Source organism: Protofrankia sp. Cas4, from assembly GCF_963555915.1.
In the GTDB taxonomy this organism is placed as follows: Bacteria; Actinomycetota; Actinomycetes; order Frankiales; family Frankiaceae; genus Protofrankia.
Genome location: NZ_CAUVXL010000145.1, coordinates 1 through 19,709, shown reverse-complemented (window position 1 = coordinate 19,709; position 19,709 = coordinate 1). Strand labels below are relative to the sequence as shown.

Sequence of the window (19,709 nt, the reverse complement as noted above, 5' to 3'; positions counted from 1 at the left end):
GGGCGGTGGCGTATTTGACCATCTGGTCGTACTGCTGGGCGATCAGGTCCCAGTCGATCGTCTTGTTCGACAGGACCGGGGTGAGCTTCGGCCAGGTGTCGTCTGCGCCGCCGCCGGGCCGGTAGAGCCGGGCGGAGCCGATGTTCTTCAGCCGCGGGAGCAGCCGGAAGTCGAGCAGGTGGGCGAAGGCGAACCCGACGACGCTGGCGCCGTGGGTGTCGACGTACTGCCGGTCGATGTCGGCGGAGGTCAGGTGCCGCATCAGCCCTTCGATCATCGAGGCGACCTCGGACGCCGAGCACGAGGTCACCTGGGAGTAGATGCAGACGCTGCGCTTCTCGACGTGCCAGTAGATCATCACGTCGGGGCCGCGGTAGCGCTGGTGCCACTCGGTCATCAGGTTCGACGACCAGGAGCCGAACTTCTTCGAGTCCGACGCGCAGGAGGTCCCCTCGCCCCACAGAGCGGCGTCGCGGACCGCGAAGGTCTCGTTGACCAGCCGGCGGATGGTCGCCCGGTCGGTGACCTCGCGGGAGGCGACCGAGGTGAACTCGTCGGTGAAGTGCGTGACGTAGTCGGCGTCCTTAGCGCGCCGTCGAGTCCCGGGCCTCGAAGTGTGCGGTCAGCGCTTGGCTGACGGCGGCCGGCTGCTCGATGACGGCCAGGTGCCCGGCCTGGGCGAGCTCCACGAGCGTGGCCCCGGGAATGCCGTCGGCGAGCTCCCGGGCATGCGTGGGCGGGGTCGCGATGTCCTCAAGGCCGGCGACGACAAGCGTGGGCGCGCTGATGCGGCCGAGATCCGCGCGTAGGTCGAAGCCGCCCAGCGCCGCGCAGCAGGCCGCGTAGCCTACTGGATCCACGGTCGCGAGGTCGGCGAGCAGGCCGCGGACCCGTTCCGGTGCCCGCTGCACAAAGCCTGGGGCGAACCAGGGCTCGGCGCCGCGCGCCACCATAGGTGCCATCCCCTGCTCGCCGATGACGGCGATACGCTCGTGCCAGCCCTGCGGTTCACCGAAACGGGCTGACGAGCAGACCAGAGCCAGGGCGGTCAGCCGGTCAGGATGGTGGACGCCCAGGTGGGCGCCGATGGCACCGCCCAGAGAGATCCCCGCATAGGCGAAGCGGGCGTAGCCGTACCCGTCGGCGAGCTCCAGGACCAGGTCGGCGAGCGCGGCCATGCTCACTCCGGCCGGGACGACGTCCGCGGCGGTGCCGCCATGCCCTGGCAGGTCGAACCGGAGCACCCGGTGGCGACGGGCGAGCATCGGGACGAGCTCGTCCCAGACATGCAGCGTGGTGCCCAGCGACGGGCCGAGCAGCACCGGCGGGCCGGACGTCGGACCGTCGGCGCGGTGGTGCAGGCGGGCGGAGCTGCTGGTCACGGATCCTCCCGGATGCATGGACTCTCCCGGATGCATGGATCAGCGCCGCAGTGGGCGTTCACCGCGGGCGCCACCGTGGTTGCCGACCGCCTCGGCCTTTGCCGGACGGTCGGCCGTCATCGGATACTCGGGTTCTATCAGGTGTTCGTGGTTTGTCAGGTGTGCGAGGCTACTCGGTCGCGGCGGCCGAACCCGGGCGTGCTTCGGTGGGTGCCGTCCGCGGTGACCACCAGCGCTTCGGTCCGGTCCAGGCTCGTGAGCCACGCCAGCGCATCGGCGCCACGGGCAAACGCGGCGGTCGCGTACACGTCCGCCCACATCAGCGACGGGCCCGTCACAGTCACCGCCAACAGGTCCGAACCAGCCGGCCGGCCGGTCCTCGGGTTCACGATGTGCGCACCACGCGCCGCGCTGCCCGACGTCGCCACCCCACCGCAGCGGACGGGCAGGGTGGCGAGCACACGCAAGCTGTCGAGGGGGTCGCAGATTCCGACATTCCAGGCCGGGGATGCCGGGTCGTCCACATGAGCGGCGATGTCACCGCCGGCGCTCAGGTAGTGGTCGTGGCCGTCGATGGCCGCCAATCTCGCCGCGGCACGCTCGACCGCCCAGCCCTTGACCAGGCCGGACGGGTCGAACCAGCGGCGGCCTGCCCCTGCCCCTGCCCCTGCCCCGGCCTCTGCCACTGCCACTGCGCCGGCCTCTGCCACTGCCACTGCGCCGGCATCAGGCGCAGGCAACTGTGCGCTGAAGTAGCCGTCGGTGCGTTCGGTGGCGTCGGCGCAGAGGTCCGCGACCTCCTGGACGAGACGGTCGCAGCCGCTCAGCGCCAGCTCGCCCCGGTTCAACATCATGATCTCGCTGTCGGCGCGGTAGGTACTGAACAGCGCGTCGACCATCCGCAGCTCAGCGAAGACCTCCGCGACGATGCGTTCGACCCCGGGGTCGCCGTGCGCCCGCGGTCCCCGCAGGTGCAGGCTGACGGGCATCCCCATGATCTGTTCGATCCAGGCTCGGCGGGACATCGACCCCGCCACCCACGCCGTCATGACAGGTGCGCCGCGTCAATAGCGGACTGCAGCGAGCGGATGTAGCCGTCGCTGGTGACGGTCGCGCCGCTGACCACGTCGATCTTCGCGCTCTGGGAGGCGACGGTCTCGGAGTTGAGGACGGGGACGGCGACCCTGTTGATCTCAATGTCGCGTGGGTTGTGATCCGGTAGCTGCACGGTCTCGGCGCTGACGATCCGGCCGGCCGCGACGGTGATCCGTACCTGGACGACACCCCACCTGGTGTTGACCGCGGATCCGGTCGTAGCTGTCGATCCGCCGGAGGTGGCGCCGGCGGTGGACCCGGAGCCGCTGTCGGACGTCGTGGCGGAGTCGCCGGTACTGACCGCCGCGGCCGAGGCCACGGTGGCACCGGTGCTGGTGCTGGTGCGGTAGCTGAACAACAGTACGAGGCCCGCGACGGTCGAGGCGATGGCTACCACGATGCGGCGCATGTCGGAGTCCCTTCTGGGGCTGACGCGGTTGCGGTCGGGATGGTGCGGCCAGGGGAGAGGGGACGATCGTCCCGGCGGGTCCGGTGCTCCGCCGCAGGCTGGTCACCAGCTAAACCGTTCCATGTGCAACTGTTCTGACGGGACTCCGGCCAGCAGCGCCGCGTCCCGCACGGCGTCCATCCAGGCGTCGGGCCCACAGATGAACACATCGTGGTCGGCGATGTCAGGCACGATCTGCCGCAGCGCGTCGTCGTCCAGCAGGTGGGAGAAGCGTTCCGGCAGCCATGACGAGCGGTCCGGCGAACGATGCCCGGGCAGGTAGATGACGCGGATGCCGCGCATCGCGGCCAGTACGTCCAGTTCGTCCCGAAAGATCAGGTCTTCCTCGGTAGCGGCCCGGTAGATCAGCGTCGCCTCGCCGGGGGAGTAGTCGAGTTCCTCCAGCAGCGCCCGGATCGGGGTGACGCCGATGCCCGACGCCATCATCGTCACGCGGCGTCGTTGGCGGACGGCGCCGGTGAGCCGGCCGTAGGGACCCTCGATGTGTACCCGACTGCCGGGTCGCACGTTGGCGAGCGCGGCGCTGCCGTCACCGAGGTCCTTCACGGTGATCCGCAGCCAGCGCGGGTGTGCCGGCGCGGACAGCGAGTAGGGATGGCCACGGGACCAGCCGGGTCCGGTCATGAACCGCCAGATGAAGAACTGCCCGGCACTCGCGCCCAGCCGTTCGATCGCCTGGCCGCGTAGGTGCAGGGACACCACGGCGGGTGCCTCGGCGACGACCCGATCAACGACGAGGCTGTGCCGCCAGGTGCGCAACGCCGGCAGGCCGAGACGGAAGACGATGACGGCGCCAGCCGCGGCCGCGTAGATCGTCCACCAGTACACCCTGGCCCACGGGGTCGAGGTGAAGTCCGCGCCGGTCCACAGCTCGTGTGGGATGGACAGGCCCACCCCGAGGTAGGCGTACAGGTGCAGCAGGTGCCAGGACTCGTAGCGCAGCCGCCGTCGGGCCGCGCGCACCGAGGTCACGACGACCATCACCAGCATCGCGGACCCGGCCGTCGCCAGCAGCATGCCGGGGTAGTTGGTGATCAGGTCCCAGGTCTGCGCCACCAGGCCCGTCCGGGCCGCCGCCGCATAGCCCAAAATGATCAGCACGATGTGGGCGAGCATCAGGTTGAAGGAGGTGAATCCGACGAGACGATGACGCCGGGTGAGCTCATCCTGGCCGTAGCTGCGCTCCACCCAGGGAATCCGCGCCATCAGCAACACCTGGATGAGCAGCAGGTCCGCGGCGACCAAGCCGGTGAGCCGGCCGAGCCCGGTCAGTATGCCGCTGCTCCCGGTGAGGTCGGCGATACCCCCGTGCGCGAGCCACAGGGCCACGACGATGACCATGCTCGCAGCCGCGGACAGACCTGCCATGTCCCGCCACCACAGACGGGGCGCCTTCGGATGGACGGCGGACAGGGCCGGTGGCGTGGGTGGCTGTGTGCCGGTAGGCGGCTGTGCGTCGGTAGGCGGCTGTGCGTCCGGGGCGGCGCCGTCGGATGACTCCAGATATTCAGCTGGCCCCAGCATCGTCAAGCTCATGGGCTGCCCTCCGTGTCCGCGCTCGGCCATGCCGGCGCTCTGACATCGATGGTGGGCAACGGGACTTCAGCGATGCTGAACACAACCTGTGAGGTTGCTGGGTTCCCGGGCGCTCTTATCCCACTCGACTGCTGGAATTCATCCGACTGCCGGAGTTCACCCGACTGCCGGAGTTCACCCGACTGTCGGAGTTCGCGCGGCGGCGCTCGGGCGACCGACCTGGGCCGCGATCCGCGCGATCCGCGTGATCTGGTGGCGGGGTAGGTCCATCAGCGTTGCGGCGAGCAGGCCCGGATCGGCCACGGCTGCCTCGACGGCGGCTCGGGCGTCCTTCTTGCTCAGTGTGCAGCCGGCGCCCCGGGTCGGGTTCTGGGTCGTCGGGTTCTGGGTCGTCGGGTCTCGGGTCAGAGCCTCCGTCCAGACGTTGCCGACCTTTCCATGGGGCCGGTCGAACAGCCAGCGGACTATGCCTTCCCCCGTGCTCAGCGGGGCGGCCTCGATCGGGACGGCCTCGAGCAGAGCCAGTCGATCATGGGGAAGCCGCCGCCAGCACAGGCGCCATTTCGGCGCGAACAGCGCGCCCAGCGCGTGAAAGCACTCGGGGTTCACCAGGTCGGAATGATCAACAGGGATGAGAGCGACGAGCCGGTCGGCGTTGACCGCGAGCAGCGTGCGGGCGAGCCACGGTCCCGGGTCGGCGCTCAGGTCGGCGGCCACCTGTACTCGTCTGCGTCCACTGAGCGACTTCGGCAGGCCGCCACGCAGTGCCGTGGCGAGCCGGACATGGGCGGGTCCCGCGGGGGAGGTGTCCGGGGCGCCGTCGCCGAGGAACACCAGCCGGCCACCGTCGAGGCCGACCGCGGCAGTGGCCAGCAGTTCCTGGGCGGCCGCGGGCGAGGGCCCCGCGTCCGCCGCGCTCTCCACCGCATGGCGGCCCCGGGTGTAGATCGCGGCGCGGCCCCGGGAACCTGGGGTCGCACCGGCCAGCTGCCGCCATGTCGTCGCGGTCGGCCGGCACACGTACAGGTCGCTGGTCGCGCCTACCGCCTCTGCGCCGTCGTAACCGTTGAAGTCCGCCATGATCGCCTCAACCGTGAGGTGAAGATCGCTGACGGCACGTTGCACCTTCCACCCGAGCGCCGGATGCAGGTCGCTGTGTCCGTAGGCGAGCAGCAGCCGCCCACGTCGGGTGTCGCGCAGGCCGGCCAGCCCCCGGTGCAGGAAGAGAGTCACGCCCTCGGGGGTGTACGGCGGATCGGTGAAGATCAGATCTGCCCAGGACTCGGTCACGGCCGGCAGCCCGAAACGCAGGTCGGCGAACAGGCAGCGGATGTCGAGACCCCTGTCCCGGGACTGGGCGTCGATGAACTCCAGCAGCCGCTCGTCGAGGTCGACGACGGTCACCGACAGTCCCGGCACGAGGATGCAGGCGGCTAGCGAGGTGAGATCATGATCGCCGATGCACAGCAGGTGTGCTCGGGTGAGATCGTAGGTGGAGTCCATCCACAACGCGCGCCGGGCCGCGGTCTCCCCGGTTGCCGGGACGTGGTCGAGGTCGATGCGCGACGGCGGTGCCGCGGCCACGAGATCGTCCATGGTGTCCACCAGCGCGCGGTGCGCGGTGAGGCGCGCCGCGAGCGGATCGCTGAGCGCGGTGCGTCCGAGCTCGTCGAAACCGAACCGGTCACGATACGCGGCCACCAGCTGCGGTGAAATCATGACAGCGCCGGCAGCGCCGCTGGATGTCGCCGGGTCTTCGCGCAGCACTCCGGGGACTGCGGCCTCCGGGCGCGCGATCTGACGATCGTCGCGCGCCCTTTGGCCCTCTAGGTCACCGGTGAGGCAGGCGAGCACCTCTTCGACGGTACGGCGGGCCACGCCCGAGGCCCGGACGAGATCGCCGATGGTCCACGGCCGTTCGGTCAGCAGCGCGACGACCCGCCGAAGTGGGCGCGCCTGCGCCCCGTAGTCGGCGACGAGGTTCTCAAGCCGGTCGAAGGCCCGTCCGCTCTCCGTAGTGCCGTGGGCTGTCACTTTTCCGCCGTCACCTTCCCATCTTCACGTTTCTCTCCCACTGTCGCTTTCCCACCCTCCCAGGTACGCACGCGCTCGGGCACCAGCGCTGCCCCGTGACGCCGCGTCCCCAAGAGCGCCCCTATTGCCGGGCGCTCTATCGCCGGTCGCACGAAGACCGGCGCGCCTCGTGCGGGTACGGATACTCTCGTCGTCGTGCTGAGAACGCTCGATCTGCGCGCGGGCCTGCCGTCGGCTCCAGCGCTGCGCGGGCTGCTGCCCCGCGCGGCGCTCGATGTCGAAGCCGCCCTCGACGCGGTCCGCCCCGTCTGTGCTGACGTGCGTGACCGCGGTGATGCGGCGGTCCTCGATGCGGGCGAGCGGTTCGACGGGGTCCGCCCGGCCGCGGTGCGGGTTGCGCCCGACGCGCTCACCGACGCGCTCGACCGGCTCGACCCGCGCGTCCGCGATGCGCTGACCGAGGCGATCCGCCGCTGCCGGCTCGTCCATCGTGCCCAGCGCCGCGAGTCGTTGACGATCGACGTCGCCGTGGGGACCCGGGTCACCGAGCGCTGGCTCCCGGTGGAGCGGGTGGGGTTGTACGTGCCGGGTGGGCGGGTCGCCTACCCGAGCAGCGTGGTGATGAACACGGTACCGGCGCAGGAGGCCGGCGTCGGTTCGATCGCACTGGCCTCGCCACCTCAGGTCGAATGCGGTGGACTTCCGCATCCGACGATTCTCGCAGCCTGCGCCATGTTGGGCGTGGACGAGGTCTATGCCGCCGGTGGTGCGCAGGCGATCGCGATGTTCGCACACGGCACGGCCAGTTGCCCGGCGGTGGACGTCGTGACGGGCCCCGGCAACATCTACGTGACCGCGGCAAAGCGCCTGCTGCGTGGGCTGGTCGGGGTGGACGCCGAAGCCGGCCCGACCGAGGTGGCGATCCTCGCCGACGACACCGCGGATCCCGCCCACGTCGCGGCTGATCTCATCGCGCAGGCCGAGCACGATCCGATGGCCGCCTGCATGCTGGTCACCGCGTCCACCGAGCTGGCCGACGCGGTCGAGATCGAGCTTGCCAAGCAGGTGCCGGCGACCCGCCACCGCGAGCGGGTGGAGGCCGCGCTGACCGGCCAGGGCGTGGTCGTACTGGTCGCCGACACCGACGCGGGTCTGGCGGTGGTGAACGCCTGGGCCGCGGAACACCTGGAGATCCAGACGGCGGACGCCGCCGCGGTCGCCGCCCGGGTCCGCAACGCCGGAGCGGTGTTCGTCGGGCCGTGGGCTCCGGTTTCGCTCGGTGACTACCTCGCCGGGTCCAACCATGTCCTGCCGACCGGCGGTACCGCCCGGCACAGCGGCGGACTTTCGGTATCGGCGTTCCAACGGCAGGTCCACGTGGTGGAGTGTGATCGGGACGCGCTCGTCCAGGTGGCTCCGCGGGTTGCCGCGCTCGGCGGAGCTGAAGATCTTATCGCCCACGTCGACGCGGTGGAGGTGCGCGTGCGATGACCGCCTATCCGGTTGCAGACCATCCGATGGCAGAGCCTGATCCCGTGTCCGGCCGGTCGTTGGCTGCGGGTCGGGTGCGCACGACGCGCCCGCTGACGCTTGACGAGTTGCCGTTGCGTGACGACCTACGCGGCCAGGTGCCCTACGGCGCCCCGCAGCTCGACGTTCCGGTGCTGCTCAACACCAACGAGAACCCGCACCCGCCGTCCGCCGGTCTGGTCGACGCCATGGGCAAGGCCGCGGCGCTCGCGGCCTCCGAGGCCAACCGGTACCCCGACCGCCAGGCCGAGGCGCTTCGCGCGGACCTCGCCTACTACCTGACCTCGGACGCCGGTTTCGGGCTGCGGACCGATCAGGTGTGGGCGGCCAACGGGTCGAATGAGGTGCTCCAGCAGCTGTGCCAGGCCTTCGGCGGCCCCGGGCGGGTCGCGCTCGGATTCGAGCCCTCCTATTCGATGCACCGGCTCATCGCGATGGCGACCGCGACCGGCTGGGTCGGTGAGCCCCGCGAAGCCGACTTCACCCTCGCTCCGGCCGCGGTGGCGCAGGCGATCCACCGGCATCGGCCGTCCCTGGTCTTCCTCACGTCACCGAACAACCCCACCGGCACCGCGCTGCCGACCGAGGTGGTGACCGCCGCGTGTGCGGCCGTCGGCGAGACGGGCACCGGCATGGTCGTCGTGGACGAGGCCTACGCGGAGTTCCGGCGGGCCGGGGTCCCCAGCGCGCTCACACTGCTGCCGGCAGCGCCGCGGCTGGTGGTGACACGGACGATGAGCAAGGCGTTCGCGCTCGCCGGCGCCCGGGTCGGTTACCTCGCCGCGCAGCCGGCTGTCATCGACGCATTGCAGCTGGTGCGGCTGCCCTACCATCTGTCGACCTTCACCCAGGCGGTCGCGCGTACGGCGCTCGCGCATGCCGACGAGCTGCTCGGCACCGTCGAGGCGGTGAAGGCGCAACGGGACCGGATCGTGACCGAGCTGACCGGGCTCGGTTGCGCGGTGGCTCCCAGCGACGCGAACTTCGTGCTGTTCGGACGGTTCCCCGATCAGCGCGGCATGTGGCAGGCACTGCTCGACGCGGGCGTCCTCGTCCGGGATGTCGGCCTACCCGGCTGGTTGCGGGTCACCGCCGGGCTGCCCGGTGAGATCGACGCATTCCTCGCCGCCACCCGCGTGCTGCTGGCCGACCCCGCGATGACACCGATCCCGCGATGACACCGATCCCGCGATGACACCGATCCCGCGATGACACCGATCCCGCGATGACACCGACCCCGCTATGACACCGACCCTGCTCGATTACCTCGGCGCGGTCACGACGCCGGCGCGTTCCGATCTTCAGCCGCCGGATTCCGGGAAGGAATGACGACCATGGGCCGCACCGCTCGGATCGAACGCAAGACCTTGGAATCACATGTCGTCGTCGAGCTGGACCTCGACGGCACCGGCGTGTCGTCGTCGTTCACCGACGTCCCGTTTTTTGATCACATGGTCAGCCAGCTCGGCAAGCACGGCGGCTTCGACCTGACCGTGCGCACCCGCGGCGACCTGCACATCGACGCCCACCACACGGTCGAGGACACCTCGATCGCGTTCGGTGAGGCGCTGCGCGAGGCACTCGGCGACAAGACCGGGATCCGGCGGTTCGGTGACGCGCTGGTACCGCTGGATGAAGCGTTGGTGCAGGCGGCGGTGGACCTCTCCGGCCGGCCGTACTGCGTGGTCATCGAGCCGGAGTTGATCGAGCTCATCGGCACCTACGACACGACGCTGACCCGCCACGTGTTCGAGTCGATAGCGGCGTCCGCGCGGATCGCGTTGCACGTGCGGGTGGTGTCGGGCCGCAACGCCCACCACGTGGTCGAGGCGCAGTTCAAGGCGGTGGCACGGGCGCTGCGGGACGCGGTCGCGCTCGACGGGCGGGTGGCGGGTGTGCCGTCCACCAAAGGTGTGCTGTGACCGGTCCGCGGGTGGTCGTCCTGGACTACGGATCGGGGAACCTGCGCAGTGCGCAGCGGGCACTCGCCCGGATCGGCGCAGCCGTGACGGTGAGCGCCGACCCGGCCGCAGGCGGGGCCGCGGACGGGCTCGTGGTGCCCGGGGTGGGTGCCTTTGCCGCATGTATGGCCGGGATCGCCGCGGTCGGCGGGGCGGCCGTCATCCGCGGACGGATCGCCCGCGGGCAGCCGGTTCTCGGGATCTGCGTGGGCATGCAGGTCCTCTACGACCTGGGGGATGAGCACGGGGTGCGGACTCCCGGCCTCGGCGTGCTCACGGGGGAGGTTCGGCGTCTGGACGCGCCGATCCTTCCGCACATGGGGTGGAACACGGTGGCCCCGCCGCCCGACACGGTGTTGTTCGACGGGCTGCCGGCGGACACGCGGTTCTACTTCGTCCACTCGTATGCGGCCAAGGCGGAGCCCGGGGACACCGTGGCCGAGCACGGTGAGCCTTTTGCCGCCGCCGTGGAGCGAGGTCCCCTGTGCGCCACCCAGTTTCATCCGGAGAAGTCCGGCGATGCCGGTATCCACCTGCTCGCCAACTGGCTACGCACGCTGAGCTAGCTGATCAAAAGGCCTCCGGGTGCGCGAAAAAGCCATGATCGCGCACCCTTTGGCCGGGCTAGCTGATCAAAAGGTCTCCGGGTGCGCGCAAACAGCCATGATCGAATATGGTTGACGTGATCAACTACGCAGGCCGCGCCGCAGGATAGGGCCGGGTCTGCCTGCTGCGCGCCGAGCTGTACTGGTTCCATGGTGGGGTGGGGGTGTCCGCCACGGAATGGAGCGCGCGGTGGTCCCGTCCCGTCGGGTCGATGGTCACGCAGGTCGCTTTGACCCACGTAGTCCTGATCTTGTCCGTGACCCGTACCCGGTCTTCGCCGAGCTTCGGGCGGCCGGCCGCCCGGTGTGGAGCGACGAGCTCGGGATGTGGCTGGCGGCCAGGTACCGTGACGCCGACGCGGTGGTGCGTCACCGCGGGCTGGGCCGGATCTACCAGCCACGCCTGCCCGAGGACCTCTGGGTCGGCTTCAACAAGCTGGAGCGGGAGTCCGTCCTGGGATGTGAGCCACCCAAGCACACCCGGTTGCGCGGGCTACTGGGCAAGGCCTTCGCCCGCGGCAACATCGAGCGACTGCGGCCGCACATCCACGAGCTGTGCCAGGTCCTGCTCGACGGCGTCGCGACGAGAACGGCGGACGGGCAACCCTTCGACCTGATCACCGAGTTCGCCGAACCACTGCCGGTGATGGTCATCGCGGAGCTGCTCGGTATTCCCGACAGCGACCGGCATCTGCTGCGCCCGTGGTCGGCGGATCTGGTGAAGATGAACGAATACGAGCGCAGTCCCGCGCAGGAGGCCGCGGCCCAGGAGGCGGCCGCCCAGTTCGGCGCCTACGTGCGCGCCCTTGCCACCGAACGCCTCCGCCGTCCGCACGACGACCTGATCACCCATCTCGTCCAGGCGGAGCAGGAGGGCGACCGGTTGACCGAGGACGAGCTGGTTGCCACGGTCGTGGTACTGCTCAACGCCGGGCACGAGGCCAGCGTCAACTGCCTCGGCAACGGCATGGTCGCGTTGCTGAGCCACCCCGAGCAGCAGCGGCGGCTGATTGAGCGGCCGGCGGAACTGGCCGCCACCGCAGCCGAGGAGTTCCTCCGCTTCGACTCGCCACTGCACCTTTTCGAACGGACCGCCATGGCCGACGTGGAGATCGGGGGAGTGGTCGTGCGGACGGGGGAGCGGATCGCGGCTCTGCTCGGTTCGGCCAACCGTGACCCTGAGGTTTTCGAGCGGGCTGACGAGTTCGATGTCGGCCGGGAACCGAATCCGCACGTCGCCTTCGGCGGTGGCGTCCACTTCTGCGTTGGGGCGCCGCTGGCCCGAGTGGAGCTGGCGATAGCCGTGCGCAGCCTGATGGCGCGCTTTCCCGCGCTTTCTTTCGCTGGGACCCCCGTCCGGCGTCCCACCTTCGTACAACGTGGCTGGAGCTATCTCCCGGTCACACGTTGACGTTCTGGCCGGGCGCTCTCAGGCTGTTCCTGGCTGCTCCTGCTGTTGGTCTGTTGGTCTGTTGGTTGGCGCGGCTGACGTGGCGGAGAGCCGCGCCCCCGATCTCACGCGGAGCGTGTGCCGGCTAGCTGGCCGAGGAAGCCGGTGTTGTCGTAGAAGTGTTCGACTTCGAGCAGTCTGAGGTCGTCAGCGACACGCGCCACGCTGACCCCGAACATCTCGACGCGTTCGCCGGTTGGGTCGAACCCCTTGTACGGTCCGCTGAAGGTACCCCAGTGGCGCCATTTAAAAGTGATCATAGGCGGTGGCGAGTAGACCTCCAGGACCTCCCAGAAGAAGCCGCCCGGAAGGGCCTTGAGGAAGATTTGATGGGAGGACTCGAACGTCTCGTCGCTCGCCGAGTAATAGGGGTTCTCGCCGATGAGGATGTTGTAGCTGCCTCTTTCGACAAGGTCCTGACTGTTTGCCCAGGGACCGCCGTTGACGCGGGTACGGAACTGATCGGTGACCATACTGACCCACTGGGCCGGATCTTTCTTGTGGGAGACCTCCATTTCGAAGACCTGAACCACGCGCTCGACGATGTCGGCCAGGGAGCCCTTGGCGTGTTCGTGGGTACGCTCCTGGGGCATCGTCTCTTTCGACAGATGATAGTCGGGCGGCTCGCCGTCGCGCCACCGTACTCCAGCGGCACCGGCGATGACCGCGTCCCGGCCCTGCACGTGCAGCGGCTGGTCTTCGGCCTTCTCGTTGTTCACCGTGTTGCTCCTCCTGTCGATCGGTCAAGTCCAGGATGCGTCGAGTGCCGTTCGGGAAGAATCTCCGGAACGGATGGGAGCGGTGCTGCCCAGCGCGGCCGGCAACGGGGACGCGGCGTTGCAGGGCGTGGAGCCCATGCATCCCGCGTCCTCCGTCCCGGTCAGGTTACTACCCGTGAGGGTAGCAGAAAACGGGACGAAGGTCCTGAATTAGCCGAACATATGGATATACCTGAATGTCGGGGTTGGGCGTGCCGGCGAGGCCCTTGTCGAAGGGGTCGGGGCGTGGCGGGTCGTGAGGTCCGCGAGATGCCGGCGATCCAGTCCCGCCGGATCCGGGTCGAGCGTGACTCGGGATCGTGACCGCTCAGGCGGGTAGGTAGCGGGCGTGCGGATAATCGGAAACATTCTGTGGCTGTTGTTCGCCGGGTTCGAGCTGGCGCTCGGCTATCTCCTTGCCGGCATCGTGTGCTGCCTGCTGATCGTGACGATCCCGTTCGGGGTCGCGGCGTTCAGGTTGGCGGGCTACGTCGTCTGGCCGTTCGGCCGGGTCGTGGTCGACCAGCCCGGCGAGGCTCCCGTCGTGCTCTTCCTGGTCAACCTGCTGTGGTTCCTGATCGCCGGCTGGTGGCTCGTCCTCGGACATTTGATCTTCGGTGTGGTGCTCTGTTTGACGATCATCGGGATCCCGTTCGGCGTGGCGTCGTTCAAGATGATTCCGCTGGCCATTGCGCCACTGGGTCGGCGGGTGGTTCCCCTTCAGAACCTCGATCCGGCCATCCCGGTCGCGGCATCGGTCTACAGGTGAGGGCTGTCCACAGGTGAGGGCGGGCGCTCTTCGCCCTTCGGCCCAGCTGGTCCTCTGAGTACCCGGTGAGATGCGTAACCGGTACTGCTTGACGCGAGGGGTTGATTGCTGGTTGTCTCATTGGTGTCCGAGTGGTGGAAGCCGGTGTGAATCCGGCACGGTCGCGCCACTGTGACCGGCCCGCCCAAGGAGCGACGTCGGAAGCCAGACCCATCGCCGGACATGCCCTGCCGAGTGGAACGCGTGATTCCTGTGGAGGTCCCGCAATGGCCCATGCAATGGCGTATCCAGCGGCTGGCGATGCGCCGGCCGCCCGTCCGGCGCTGCCGACGATCCCCCTGACCGAGCTGGCCCCATTTGCGCTCTTCGGTTCGGTCCTGGCGCTGCTGCTGCTGTACTTCGTCGGTGCGGAACAGGGCGCCGTGTCGCTCGTGGGCGGTAGTTACATCCACGAGTTCGTACACGATGCCCGTCACCTGCTCGGTTTTGCCTGTCACTGAGCGGGGCCGGTGATGGTTCGCGCACTGCTGATCCGTGGGATGCTGGTCGGTGCGCTCGCAGCCGTGTGTGCCTTCGTCGTCGCCAAGCTCCTCGGGGAGAGCGAGGTCGGCCACGCGATCGCCTTCGAGTCGGCGCGGGACGCCGCCGACGGCGTGCAGGCAATGAATTTGGTGTCCCGAAACGTGCAGAGCACCATCGGCCTGTTCACCGGCCTGTTGGTGTTCGGCGTCGCAATCGGCGGGCTCTTCGCTCTCGCCTACGCCGGTGTGCAGGGCCGCCTCGGTGGCCTGGGTGCGCGGGGGACGGCGGCGCTGGTGGCGCTCGCGGGCTTCATGGGAATGTACCTGCTGCCCGATCTGAAGTATCCGGCCAACCCGCCGTCCATCGGTAATCCCGACACCATCGGTGAGCGCACAAGCCTGTACTTCACGATGATGCTGATCTCGCTGGCAGCGGTCATCGGTGGCGCTGTGACGGCTCGCCGGCTCGCGGCGAGGTTCGGTGCCTGGGATGCGGCGTTGCTCGCCATGGCCGGTGCTCTGGTGATCGTCGGGTTGGCCTGTTACCTCCTGCCACAGGTGCACGAGACCCCGCAGGGATTTCCCGCCGATGTGCTGTGGCGGTTCCGCATCGCATCCCTGGCGATTCAGGTGTCGCTGTGGACCACGATCGGCCTGCTGTTCGGGGCGCTGACCGAGCGTGCGGTCCGCTCGGCGCACAGTGATCAGAAGACGAGTTCCGCGGTGGCTCCCACTGCGGCATAGGTGGGCAGGGCACGGCGGTCAGCTGTCAACAAGCGTGCACCGGCAGCCGCGGCGCTCATCCCCACTAAGGCGTCGTACACCTGCCCGCCTGTGATCCCGGTGGCGGCGAAGGTGGTGAGGAGCCGCCGGTACTCGGCCGGGCTGAGTACGAGTGGTTCGTCAGGAAAGTTCTGCGTCAGCGCAAGCACGACGTCGGCAGCCGGGGTGGCGACCCCGCGCTGAATCCTGGTGAGCACGGAAACCGTCTCGATCAGAACATGTCCGGGTAGCTGCCGGACGTTCCGTACGAGATCGAGTGACCTCTTGTGTTCGGGATGCCAGTCTGCAAGGGCTGGCACGACCACACTCGTATCGGCTGTTGTGATCAACGAGGCCATCCGCGCGACTCGTCGATCATGCGAAGTAGGTCTTCGTGCTCTAGGAGTGGGGTGGGTGTACCGGTCGTGAGCACGGTACGGCCGTCCCGTTCGACGGCGACGGCCCTCGGCCCGACCGGCCGCAACGTGAGTTCGCCGTTGCGTTCTTCAACCTCGATCCGGGTGCCTGGTTTCAGGCCCATCCGCTCGCGCAGGGCTTTGGGCACTACCAGTCGGCCTGCCACGTCAATGGTTGTGATCATGGTTTGAGTCTACCATCGCCGCTGATCGGATGATCAGCTGCCGGTGGAGCGATAGTGGCGCAGACCGGTGCGCCAGGCGGCGGTGGCGAGCACGAGCCCGGCACCAGCGACCAGCGGCGAGGCGAACCGGAACGCGGTCGGCAGACCGAGCGGGTCCGGCTTCGCGAGTACGTACAGGGCGGGTTGCCAGTTCAGGAACGCCAGCGGGACGATGAAGGTCAGCGTCTGCATGCCGTGTCGTCCATACAGGGACATCGGGTACTGGGTCAGGAAGTTTCCGCCGTAGGTGACCGCGTTCATCGCCTCCGCCGCCTGCTGGACGACGAACTGGAACGCCGCGCCGGCGATCCAGATCGCACTGAACAGGCCGACGCCGGATATCACCATCACGGCTACCAACAGCACCCGGCCGGGGTTCCACGCAACATCCAGCCCGGCGATCGCAAGCCCGAGTACCCCGAAGCCCTGGGCGAGGCCGCCGAGTCGACGCGGCGAAAAGCCGTCCGTGGCGACCTGTACGAGCAGTCCGACCGGCCGGACGAGCATCACATCCAGGCTGCCGTCCCGGATGCGCTCGCCGATGCGCTCCATCGACCCGAACAGCATGTTGGACAGGGCGAACGAAGTGGAGGACGTTCCATACAGGAAGGCCACCTCGGTGAAGTCGAAGTCGGCGAGCCGCGGCACGTTCGCGAACAGCACCCCGATCACCGCGAGGTCAAGGCCGGTCGAGAGAAACTGCCCCACCGCCAGCAGCGCCACCGACGCACGGTACTGCCAGGCCGCCTGCGTCCACATGGTGGCGAACAGACAATAATGGCGCACCGCTTCAAAGCGGTTACGGTATGCAGTACCAGTACCAGTACCAGTACCAGTACCAGTACCGGCTGTGGCTGTGGCGTCGGCCTTGGCGACGTCAGCCACCCTGGATCACCAGCTTCCGGGTGGCTCGGGTGGTGAGAAGCCGGCCGGTCGCGAGGAGCACGGCGGCCCACCCGGCCTGGAAGGCGAGCTCCGTGAGCATCGAGACGTCTGTCCGACTGCCCAGGAACACGTCCGCCGGCACCTGCATCATGGCGGCGAACGGTAGTGCCTGGGCCAGGACCCGCAGCGCCCCGGGCATGATGGCAAGAGGAACGGCGACGCCGGAGAAGAACACCGTGCACAGGCTGTAGGCACTTTCCAGACCTCGCTGGTCGAGAAGCCAGAACGAGGCGAGGGCGATCAGGTAGCGCAGCCCGAAGCTGACCAGGAAGCCCAACACGAGGGACACGGCGAACAGCCCCCAGATGCCTGGACCGGTGGGGATACGCAGGTCGAACAGAACTGCGGCGACCGCGATCGGAGGCACTCCGCGGACGAGTAGCTGGACGGCGCCGCGGCCGGCGTCGGCCGCCAGCCACCAGGTCTGGAAGCTGACCGGTCTGGCCATGTCCATGGCCACGGCGCCGGACCGAATGCGTTCGGGCAGCTCGATCCCACCGCCGAACAGCGCCATGGATGTGATCAGTGCTTGCCCGAGGAAGACGAACGTGACCACGCCAGCGGTGTCGTACCCACCAAGGCCGGGTCGCTGGTGCCACACCTGGAGCAGTACGTAGGCACGGATGATCCCGAAAACCGTGTTGGTGAACGCCCCGGCTGCGGTCGCGGCCCGATAGCCGGCGTAGCGGCGGGCGCTGCATCGGGCGACGGTGAGGTAAGTGGCGAGGTGGGCTGTCATCGTGAGCCGGCCTGGCGGGGCAGCGGCGGCCCGCCCGCGCCCGACGTGTAGAGCTCGGCAATGATGTCCTCGATCGCAGGCTCGCGAATCGACAGGTCGATCAGGGGGTATCTGCTGGCCACCGCGGCGACCAGCGGCGCCGCGCTCGCGGCTGCGGGGAACGCCAACCACTGGCGTGGCCCGTCGATCCTCACCACGCGGGCACCGGCGATGTCGATCGGCGGGTGTGGCCCGGCAAGGTCGACGACCAGGGTGCGTTCTCCACCGATCTGGGCGCGCAGGTCGGTCAACAGTCCGTCGAAGCCGAGTCGGCCGTGATCGATGACCAGCACCCGCCGGCACAGCTGCTCGATGTCGGTCATGTCGTGGGTCGTGAGCAGCACCGTTGTCCCGTGTTCACGGTTGATGTCGGTCAGGAACCCGCGTACCGCGGCCTTGGACACGACATCGAGCCCGATTGTCGGTTCATCAAGATAGATGATTTCCGGGTCGTGCAGCAGCGCGGCAGTGAGATCGCCCCGCATGCGCTGGCCGAGTGAAAGCTGGCGGACGGGAGTGTCAAGGAACGGCGCCAGTTCCAGGAGGTCGACGAAACGGTCGATGTTCTCGCGGAACCGGGTCGGCGGAACACGGTAGATACGCCGAAGCAGGTTGAAGCTGTCGCGCAACGGCAGGTCCCACCAGAGCGTGGTGCGCTGCCCGAAGACGACCCCGATTCGGCGCGCGAGCTCCATCCGCTGCCGCGACGGGTCGAGCCCACCAACACGTAAGAGACCGGTGCTGGGTACCAGAATCCCGATCAGCATCTTGATGGTCGTGGACTTTCCGGCGCCGTTCGGGCCCAGGTAGCCGACCATCTCCCCGGCCCGGATGCGAAAGGTCAGATCGACTACGGCCGGCACGTTCACCCGTTCGCGGCGAAATCGGCCAGCCCGGCGGCGTAGGACGAACGTCTTCCCGACCCCGGCGACATCGATCACGACGTCGCCGGGGTCGCTTGCGTCGGGGTCGGGGTCGGGGTCGGGGCCGGGGTCGTCACCGGGGTCGGGCTTCGGGGCCGGGTCGGGCCGTCCGCCGTGTTGATCATCTGGCGCGGCTACTGGTGGCTGGCGCGGGACGGTCACAGCCGATGATCATAACAGGCTCTTAACGATGTGAATCTGATGCTCCTGCCACAACACCAGATTCACATCGTTCCCAAAGAGCGCCCGGCAACAGGGGTATGGATCAGGGAGCGGGACTGGGGTGCGTAGATCGCGAGGCGGAGGAGGGCGGCACCCTGGTCGTGGGTGTCGACCGACGACAACGTGGCGAGATGCGTGCCCCGGCCCCGCGACGTCGCGTCCCTATTGCAAGTTGCTATAAGTCGAGCTCTACCTCATGTTCGTGTTAGGCTGACAACGTTCATCGTGGGCGGTTTGGCAGCTCGCGAAATCACGCACATGCCGCTCGCCAACGGCGTGATGATTTCACCGGGCTTTTTACGTGGCCGGCGGCCTTGAGGCCATCAGGAGGAAAGACCATGGCAGAACGGTCGGTATCGACGCAGGACGTGGCGGTACCCCGCGCGGGCACCTATCGCATCGACCCTGAACGCTCCACCGTGCGGTTCACCACCCGCGGTATGTTCGGGCTTGCCAAAGCGGTCGGCACCGTCGCCATTCGTGAAGGCGTGGTGGTCGTCACCGATCCGATCGAGAAGTCCGGCGTTCGCGCCGTGCTCGACGCGAACAGCGTCAACACCGCCAACCGCAAGCGGGATGACCACCTCAGGACAAAGGATTTTCTGGACGTCGCAACTCACCCGGACATCACGTTCGTGGCCGACGGGATCCGGGAGGCATCCGGCGCCTGGGTCGTGCCCGGCACCCTCACCGTCCATGGCGTCTCCCGGCCGGTGGAACTGACCATCACCGCAGCGGCACCGGCCGCCAGTGAGGTGCGGTTCCATGCGGTCACCCGGATCGATCGAAACGAGTTCGGCGTCAGTAAGATGAAGGGAATGGTCGCCCGTCACCAGGCGATCGACCTGGATCTCATCGCGGTGCCCTCCGCTGGGTGATCCGGAAAGCAGCCGGCTCGCAACACGCTGGCTGGTGTCACGTAACACCACGGTACGGTCATCCATAGGCTGGAACCATGCTTGATGTGGCGCGTTCAGATCGTCGAGAGCGCATACTGCGTCGCGACGCACAGCGTAACCGTGATTTGATCATACTGGCTGCGCGTGACGTCTTTGCCGAACATGGCGTCGACGCATCGTTGGAAGCTGTCGCCCGGCGCGCCGGTGTGGCGATCGGTACTGTCTACCGGCACTTCCCCACGCGCATCGACTCCCCACGCGCATCGACCTGATCGAGTCAATCTTCCTCGACAAGTTGCGGTCCTGGGTTGAGGCCGGCGAGCAGGCATTGGCCATGCCTGACGCCTGGGACGGCTTCGCCTTCTACCTGGAGCGGTTGTGCAGCCTCCAGGCCCACGATCGCGGCTTTAGAGCGCCCGGCAATAGGGGA

General features: G+C 68.5%; 21 protein-coding genes, 1 pseudogene and 1 riboswitch. Of the genes and pseudogenes, 10 read left to right on the top strand and 12 right to left on the bottom strand.

The window, feature by feature from the left end:
• From U9979_RS13410 to U9979_RS13385, 6 genes and pseudogenes are all read right to left on the bottom strand, one after another.
• Positions 1–517, bottom strand: a pseudogene (locus tag U9979_RS13410) (Tn3 family transposase); the annotation flags it as partial.
• Positions 518–584: 67 nt separating this feature from the next.
• Complete coding sequence (pcaD, locus tag U9979_RS13405) at positions 585–1,382, bottom strand: 3-oxoadipate enol-lactonase (RefSeq protein WP_322779631.1); 798 nt, start codon at positions 1,380–1,382, stop codon at positions 585–587.
• Positions 1,383–1,537: 155 nt separating this feature from the next.
• The gene (locus U9979_RS13400) at positions 1,538–2,407 is read right to left on the bottom strand and encodes an FAD:protein FMN transferase (RefSeq protein ID WP_322779630.1); all 870 of its coding nucleotides are present in this window, start codon (positions 2,405–2,407) and stop codon (positions 1,538–1,540) included.
• Between the two features lie 20 nt (positions 2,408–2,427).
• Positions 2,428–2,886: an FMN-binding protein gene (locus tag U9979_RS13395; protein WP_322779629.1), complete on the bottom strand. Its 459-nt coding sequence runs from the start codon at positions 2,884–2,886 to the stop codon at positions 2,428–2,430.
• Between the two features lie 102 nt (positions 2,887–2,988).
• Positions 2,989–4,314 (bottom strand): ferric reductase-like transmembrane domain-containing protein, encoded by a 1,326-nt coding sequence (locus U9979_RS13390; protein ID WP_416210614.1) that lies wholly within the window; start codon positions 4,312–4,314, stop codon positions 2,989–2,991.
• A 342-nt stretch (positions 4,315–4,656) separates the two neighbouring features.
• Positions 4,657–6,516, bottom strand: a complete 1,860-nt coding sequence (locus tag U9979_RS13385; protein ID WP_322779627.1) for a bis-aminopropyl spermidine synthase family protein — start codon at positions 6,514–6,516, stop codon at positions 4,657–4,659.
• Positions 6,517–6,711: 195 nt separating this feature from the next.
• Between U9979_RS13385 and hisD the strand changes: the two genes are divergently transcribed.
• The 5 genes from hisD (at position 6,712) to U9979_RS13360 (ending at position 12,023) form a co-directional block, all read left to right on the top strand.
• Positions 6,712–8,007, top strand: coding sequence for a histidinol dehydrogenase (gene hisD / locus U9979_RS13380; RefSeq protein ID WP_322749763.1), 1,296 nt, complete (start codon positions 6,712–6,714; stop codon positions 8,005–8,007).
• Positions 8,008–8,033: 26 nt separating this feature from the next.
• Positions 8,034–9,224 (top strand): histidinol-phosphate transaminase, encoded by a 1,191-nt coding sequence (locus U9979_RS13375; RefSeq protein ID WP_322779632.1) that lies wholly within the window; start codon positions 8,034–8,036, stop codon positions 9,222–9,224.
• Between the two features lie 156 nt (positions 9,225–9,380).
• On the top strand, positions 9,381–9,968 hold the full coding sequence (gene hisB / locus U9979_RS13370) for an imidazoleglycerol-phosphate dehydratase HisB (protein ID WP_322779626.1): 588 nt from the start codon (positions 9,381–9,383) through the stop codon (positions 9,966–9,968).
• Complete coding sequence (hisH, locus tag U9979_RS13365) at positions 9,965–10,573, top strand: imidazole glycerol phosphate synthase subunit HisH (protein WP_322779625.1); 609 nt, start codon at positions 9,965–9,967, stop codon at positions 10,571–10,573. The genes hisB and hisH overlap by 4 nt, the downstream gene beginning before the upstream one ends.
• Positions 10,574–10,802: 229 nt before the next feature.
• Entirely contained in the window at positions 10,803–12,023 is a 1,221-nt protein-coding gene (locus tag U9979_RS13360; protein ID WP_322779624.1) for a cytochrome P450, read from the top strand.
• A gap of 104 nt (positions 12,024–12,127) precedes the next feature.
• On the opposite strand, the gene U9979_RS13355 is transcribed toward U9979_RS13360, so the two are convergent.
• Positions 12,128–12,781 carry a SnoaL-like polyketide cyclase gene (locus U9979_RS13355; protein WP_322779623.1) on the bottom strand — a complete coding sequence of 218 codons (654 nt, stop codon included), beginning with the start codon at positions 12,779–12,781 and terminating at the stop codon, positions 12,128–12,130.
• A gap of 388 nt (positions 12,782–13,169) precedes the next feature.
• On the opposite strand from U9979_RS13355, the gene U9979_RS13350 reads away from it, so the two are divergent.
• The 3 genes from U9979_RS13350 to U9979_RS13340 all read left to right on the top strand — a co-directional run bounded on the left by U9979_RS13350 (position 13,170) and on the right by U9979_RS13340 (position 14,854).
• Complete coding sequence (locus tag U9979_RS13350; protein WP_322749758.1) at positions 13,170–13,589, top strand: YccF domain-containing protein; 420 nt, start codon at positions 13,170–13,172, stop codon at positions 13,587–13,589.
• A 92-nt stretch (positions 13,590–13,681) separates the two neighbouring features.
• A riboswitch (cobalamin riboswitch) is annotated at positions 13,682–13,822 on the top strand.
• Between the two features lie 45 nt (positions 13,823–13,867).
• Entirely contained in the window at positions 13,868–14,089 is a 222-nt protein-coding gene (locus tag U9979_RS13345) for a CbtB domain-containing protein (RefSeq protein WP_416210613.1), read from the top strand.
• 12 nt (positions 14,090–14,101) lie between these two features.
• Positions 14,102–14,854 (top strand): CbtA family protein, encoded by a 753-nt coding sequence (locus tag U9979_RS13340; RefSeq protein WP_322779622.1) that lies wholly within the window; start codon positions 14,102–14,104, stop codon positions 14,852–14,854.
• Here the strand turns inward: U9979_RS13340 and U9979_RS13335 are convergent.
• Genes U9979_RS13335 through U9979_RS13315 form a run of 5 tightly spaced genes read right to left on the bottom strand, consistent with a single transcriptional unit; the run spans position 14,815 to position 18,320 of the window.
• The gene (locus tag U9979_RS13335) at positions 14,815–15,231 is read right to left on the bottom strand and encodes a PIN domain-containing protein (protein ID WP_322779621.1); all 417 of its coding nucleotides are present in this window, start codon (positions 15,229–15,231) and stop codon (positions 14,815–14,817) included. The two genes, U9979_RS13340 and U9979_RS13335, sit on opposite strands and share 40 nt — an antisense overlap.
• The gene (locus U9979_RS13330) at positions 15,219–15,473 is read right to left on the bottom strand and encodes an AbrB/MazE/SpoVT family DNA-binding domain-containing protein (RefSeq protein ID WP_322779620.1); all 255 of its coding nucleotides are present in this window, start codon (positions 15,471–15,473) and stop codon (positions 15,219–15,221) included. Before U9979_RS13330 ends, U9979_RS13335 begins: the two co-directional genes overlap by 13 nt.
• Before the next feature lie 33 nt (positions 15,474–15,506).
• Positions 15,507–16,397: an ABC transporter permease gene (locus U9979_RS13325; RefSeq protein ID WP_322779619.1), complete on the bottom strand. Its 891-nt coding sequence runs from the start codon at positions 16,395–16,397 to the stop codon at positions 15,507–15,509.
• On the bottom strand, positions 16,390–17,196 hold the full coding sequence (locus U9979_RS13320) for an ABC transporter permease (RefSeq protein WP_322749752.1): 807 nt from the start codon (positions 17,194–17,196) through the stop codon (positions 16,390–16,392). The genes U9979_RS13325 and U9979_RS13320 overlap by 8 nt, the downstream gene beginning before the upstream one ends.
• The gene (locus tag U9979_RS13315) at positions 17,193–18,320 is read right to left on the bottom strand and encodes an ABC transporter ATP-binding protein (protein ID WP_416220114.1); all 1,128 of its coding nucleotides are present in this window, start codon (positions 18,318–18,320) and stop codon (positions 17,193–17,195) included. Before U9979_RS13315 ends, U9979_RS13320 begins: the two co-directional genes overlap by 4 nt.
• Before the next feature lie 398 nt (positions 18,321–18,718).
• Here U9979_RS13315 and U9979_RS13310 point away from each other — a divergent pair, with 398 nt between their 5' ends.
• Both U9979_RS13310 and U9979_RS13305 read left to right on the top strand, forming a co-directional pair.
• On the top strand, positions 18,719–19,258 hold the full coding sequence (locus U9979_RS13310) for a YceI family protein (RefSeq protein WP_322749751.1): 540 nt from the start codon (positions 18,719–18,721) through the stop codon (positions 19,256–19,258).
• Positions 19,259–19,335: 77 nt separating this feature from the next.
• Positions 19,336–19,551: a helix-turn-helix domain-containing protein gene (locus U9979_RS13305; RefSeq protein ID WP_322779618.1), complete on the top strand. Its 216-nt coding sequence runs from the start codon at positions 19,336–19,338 to the stop codon at positions 19,549–19,551.
• Positions 19,552–19,709 lie beyond the last annotated feature (158 nt).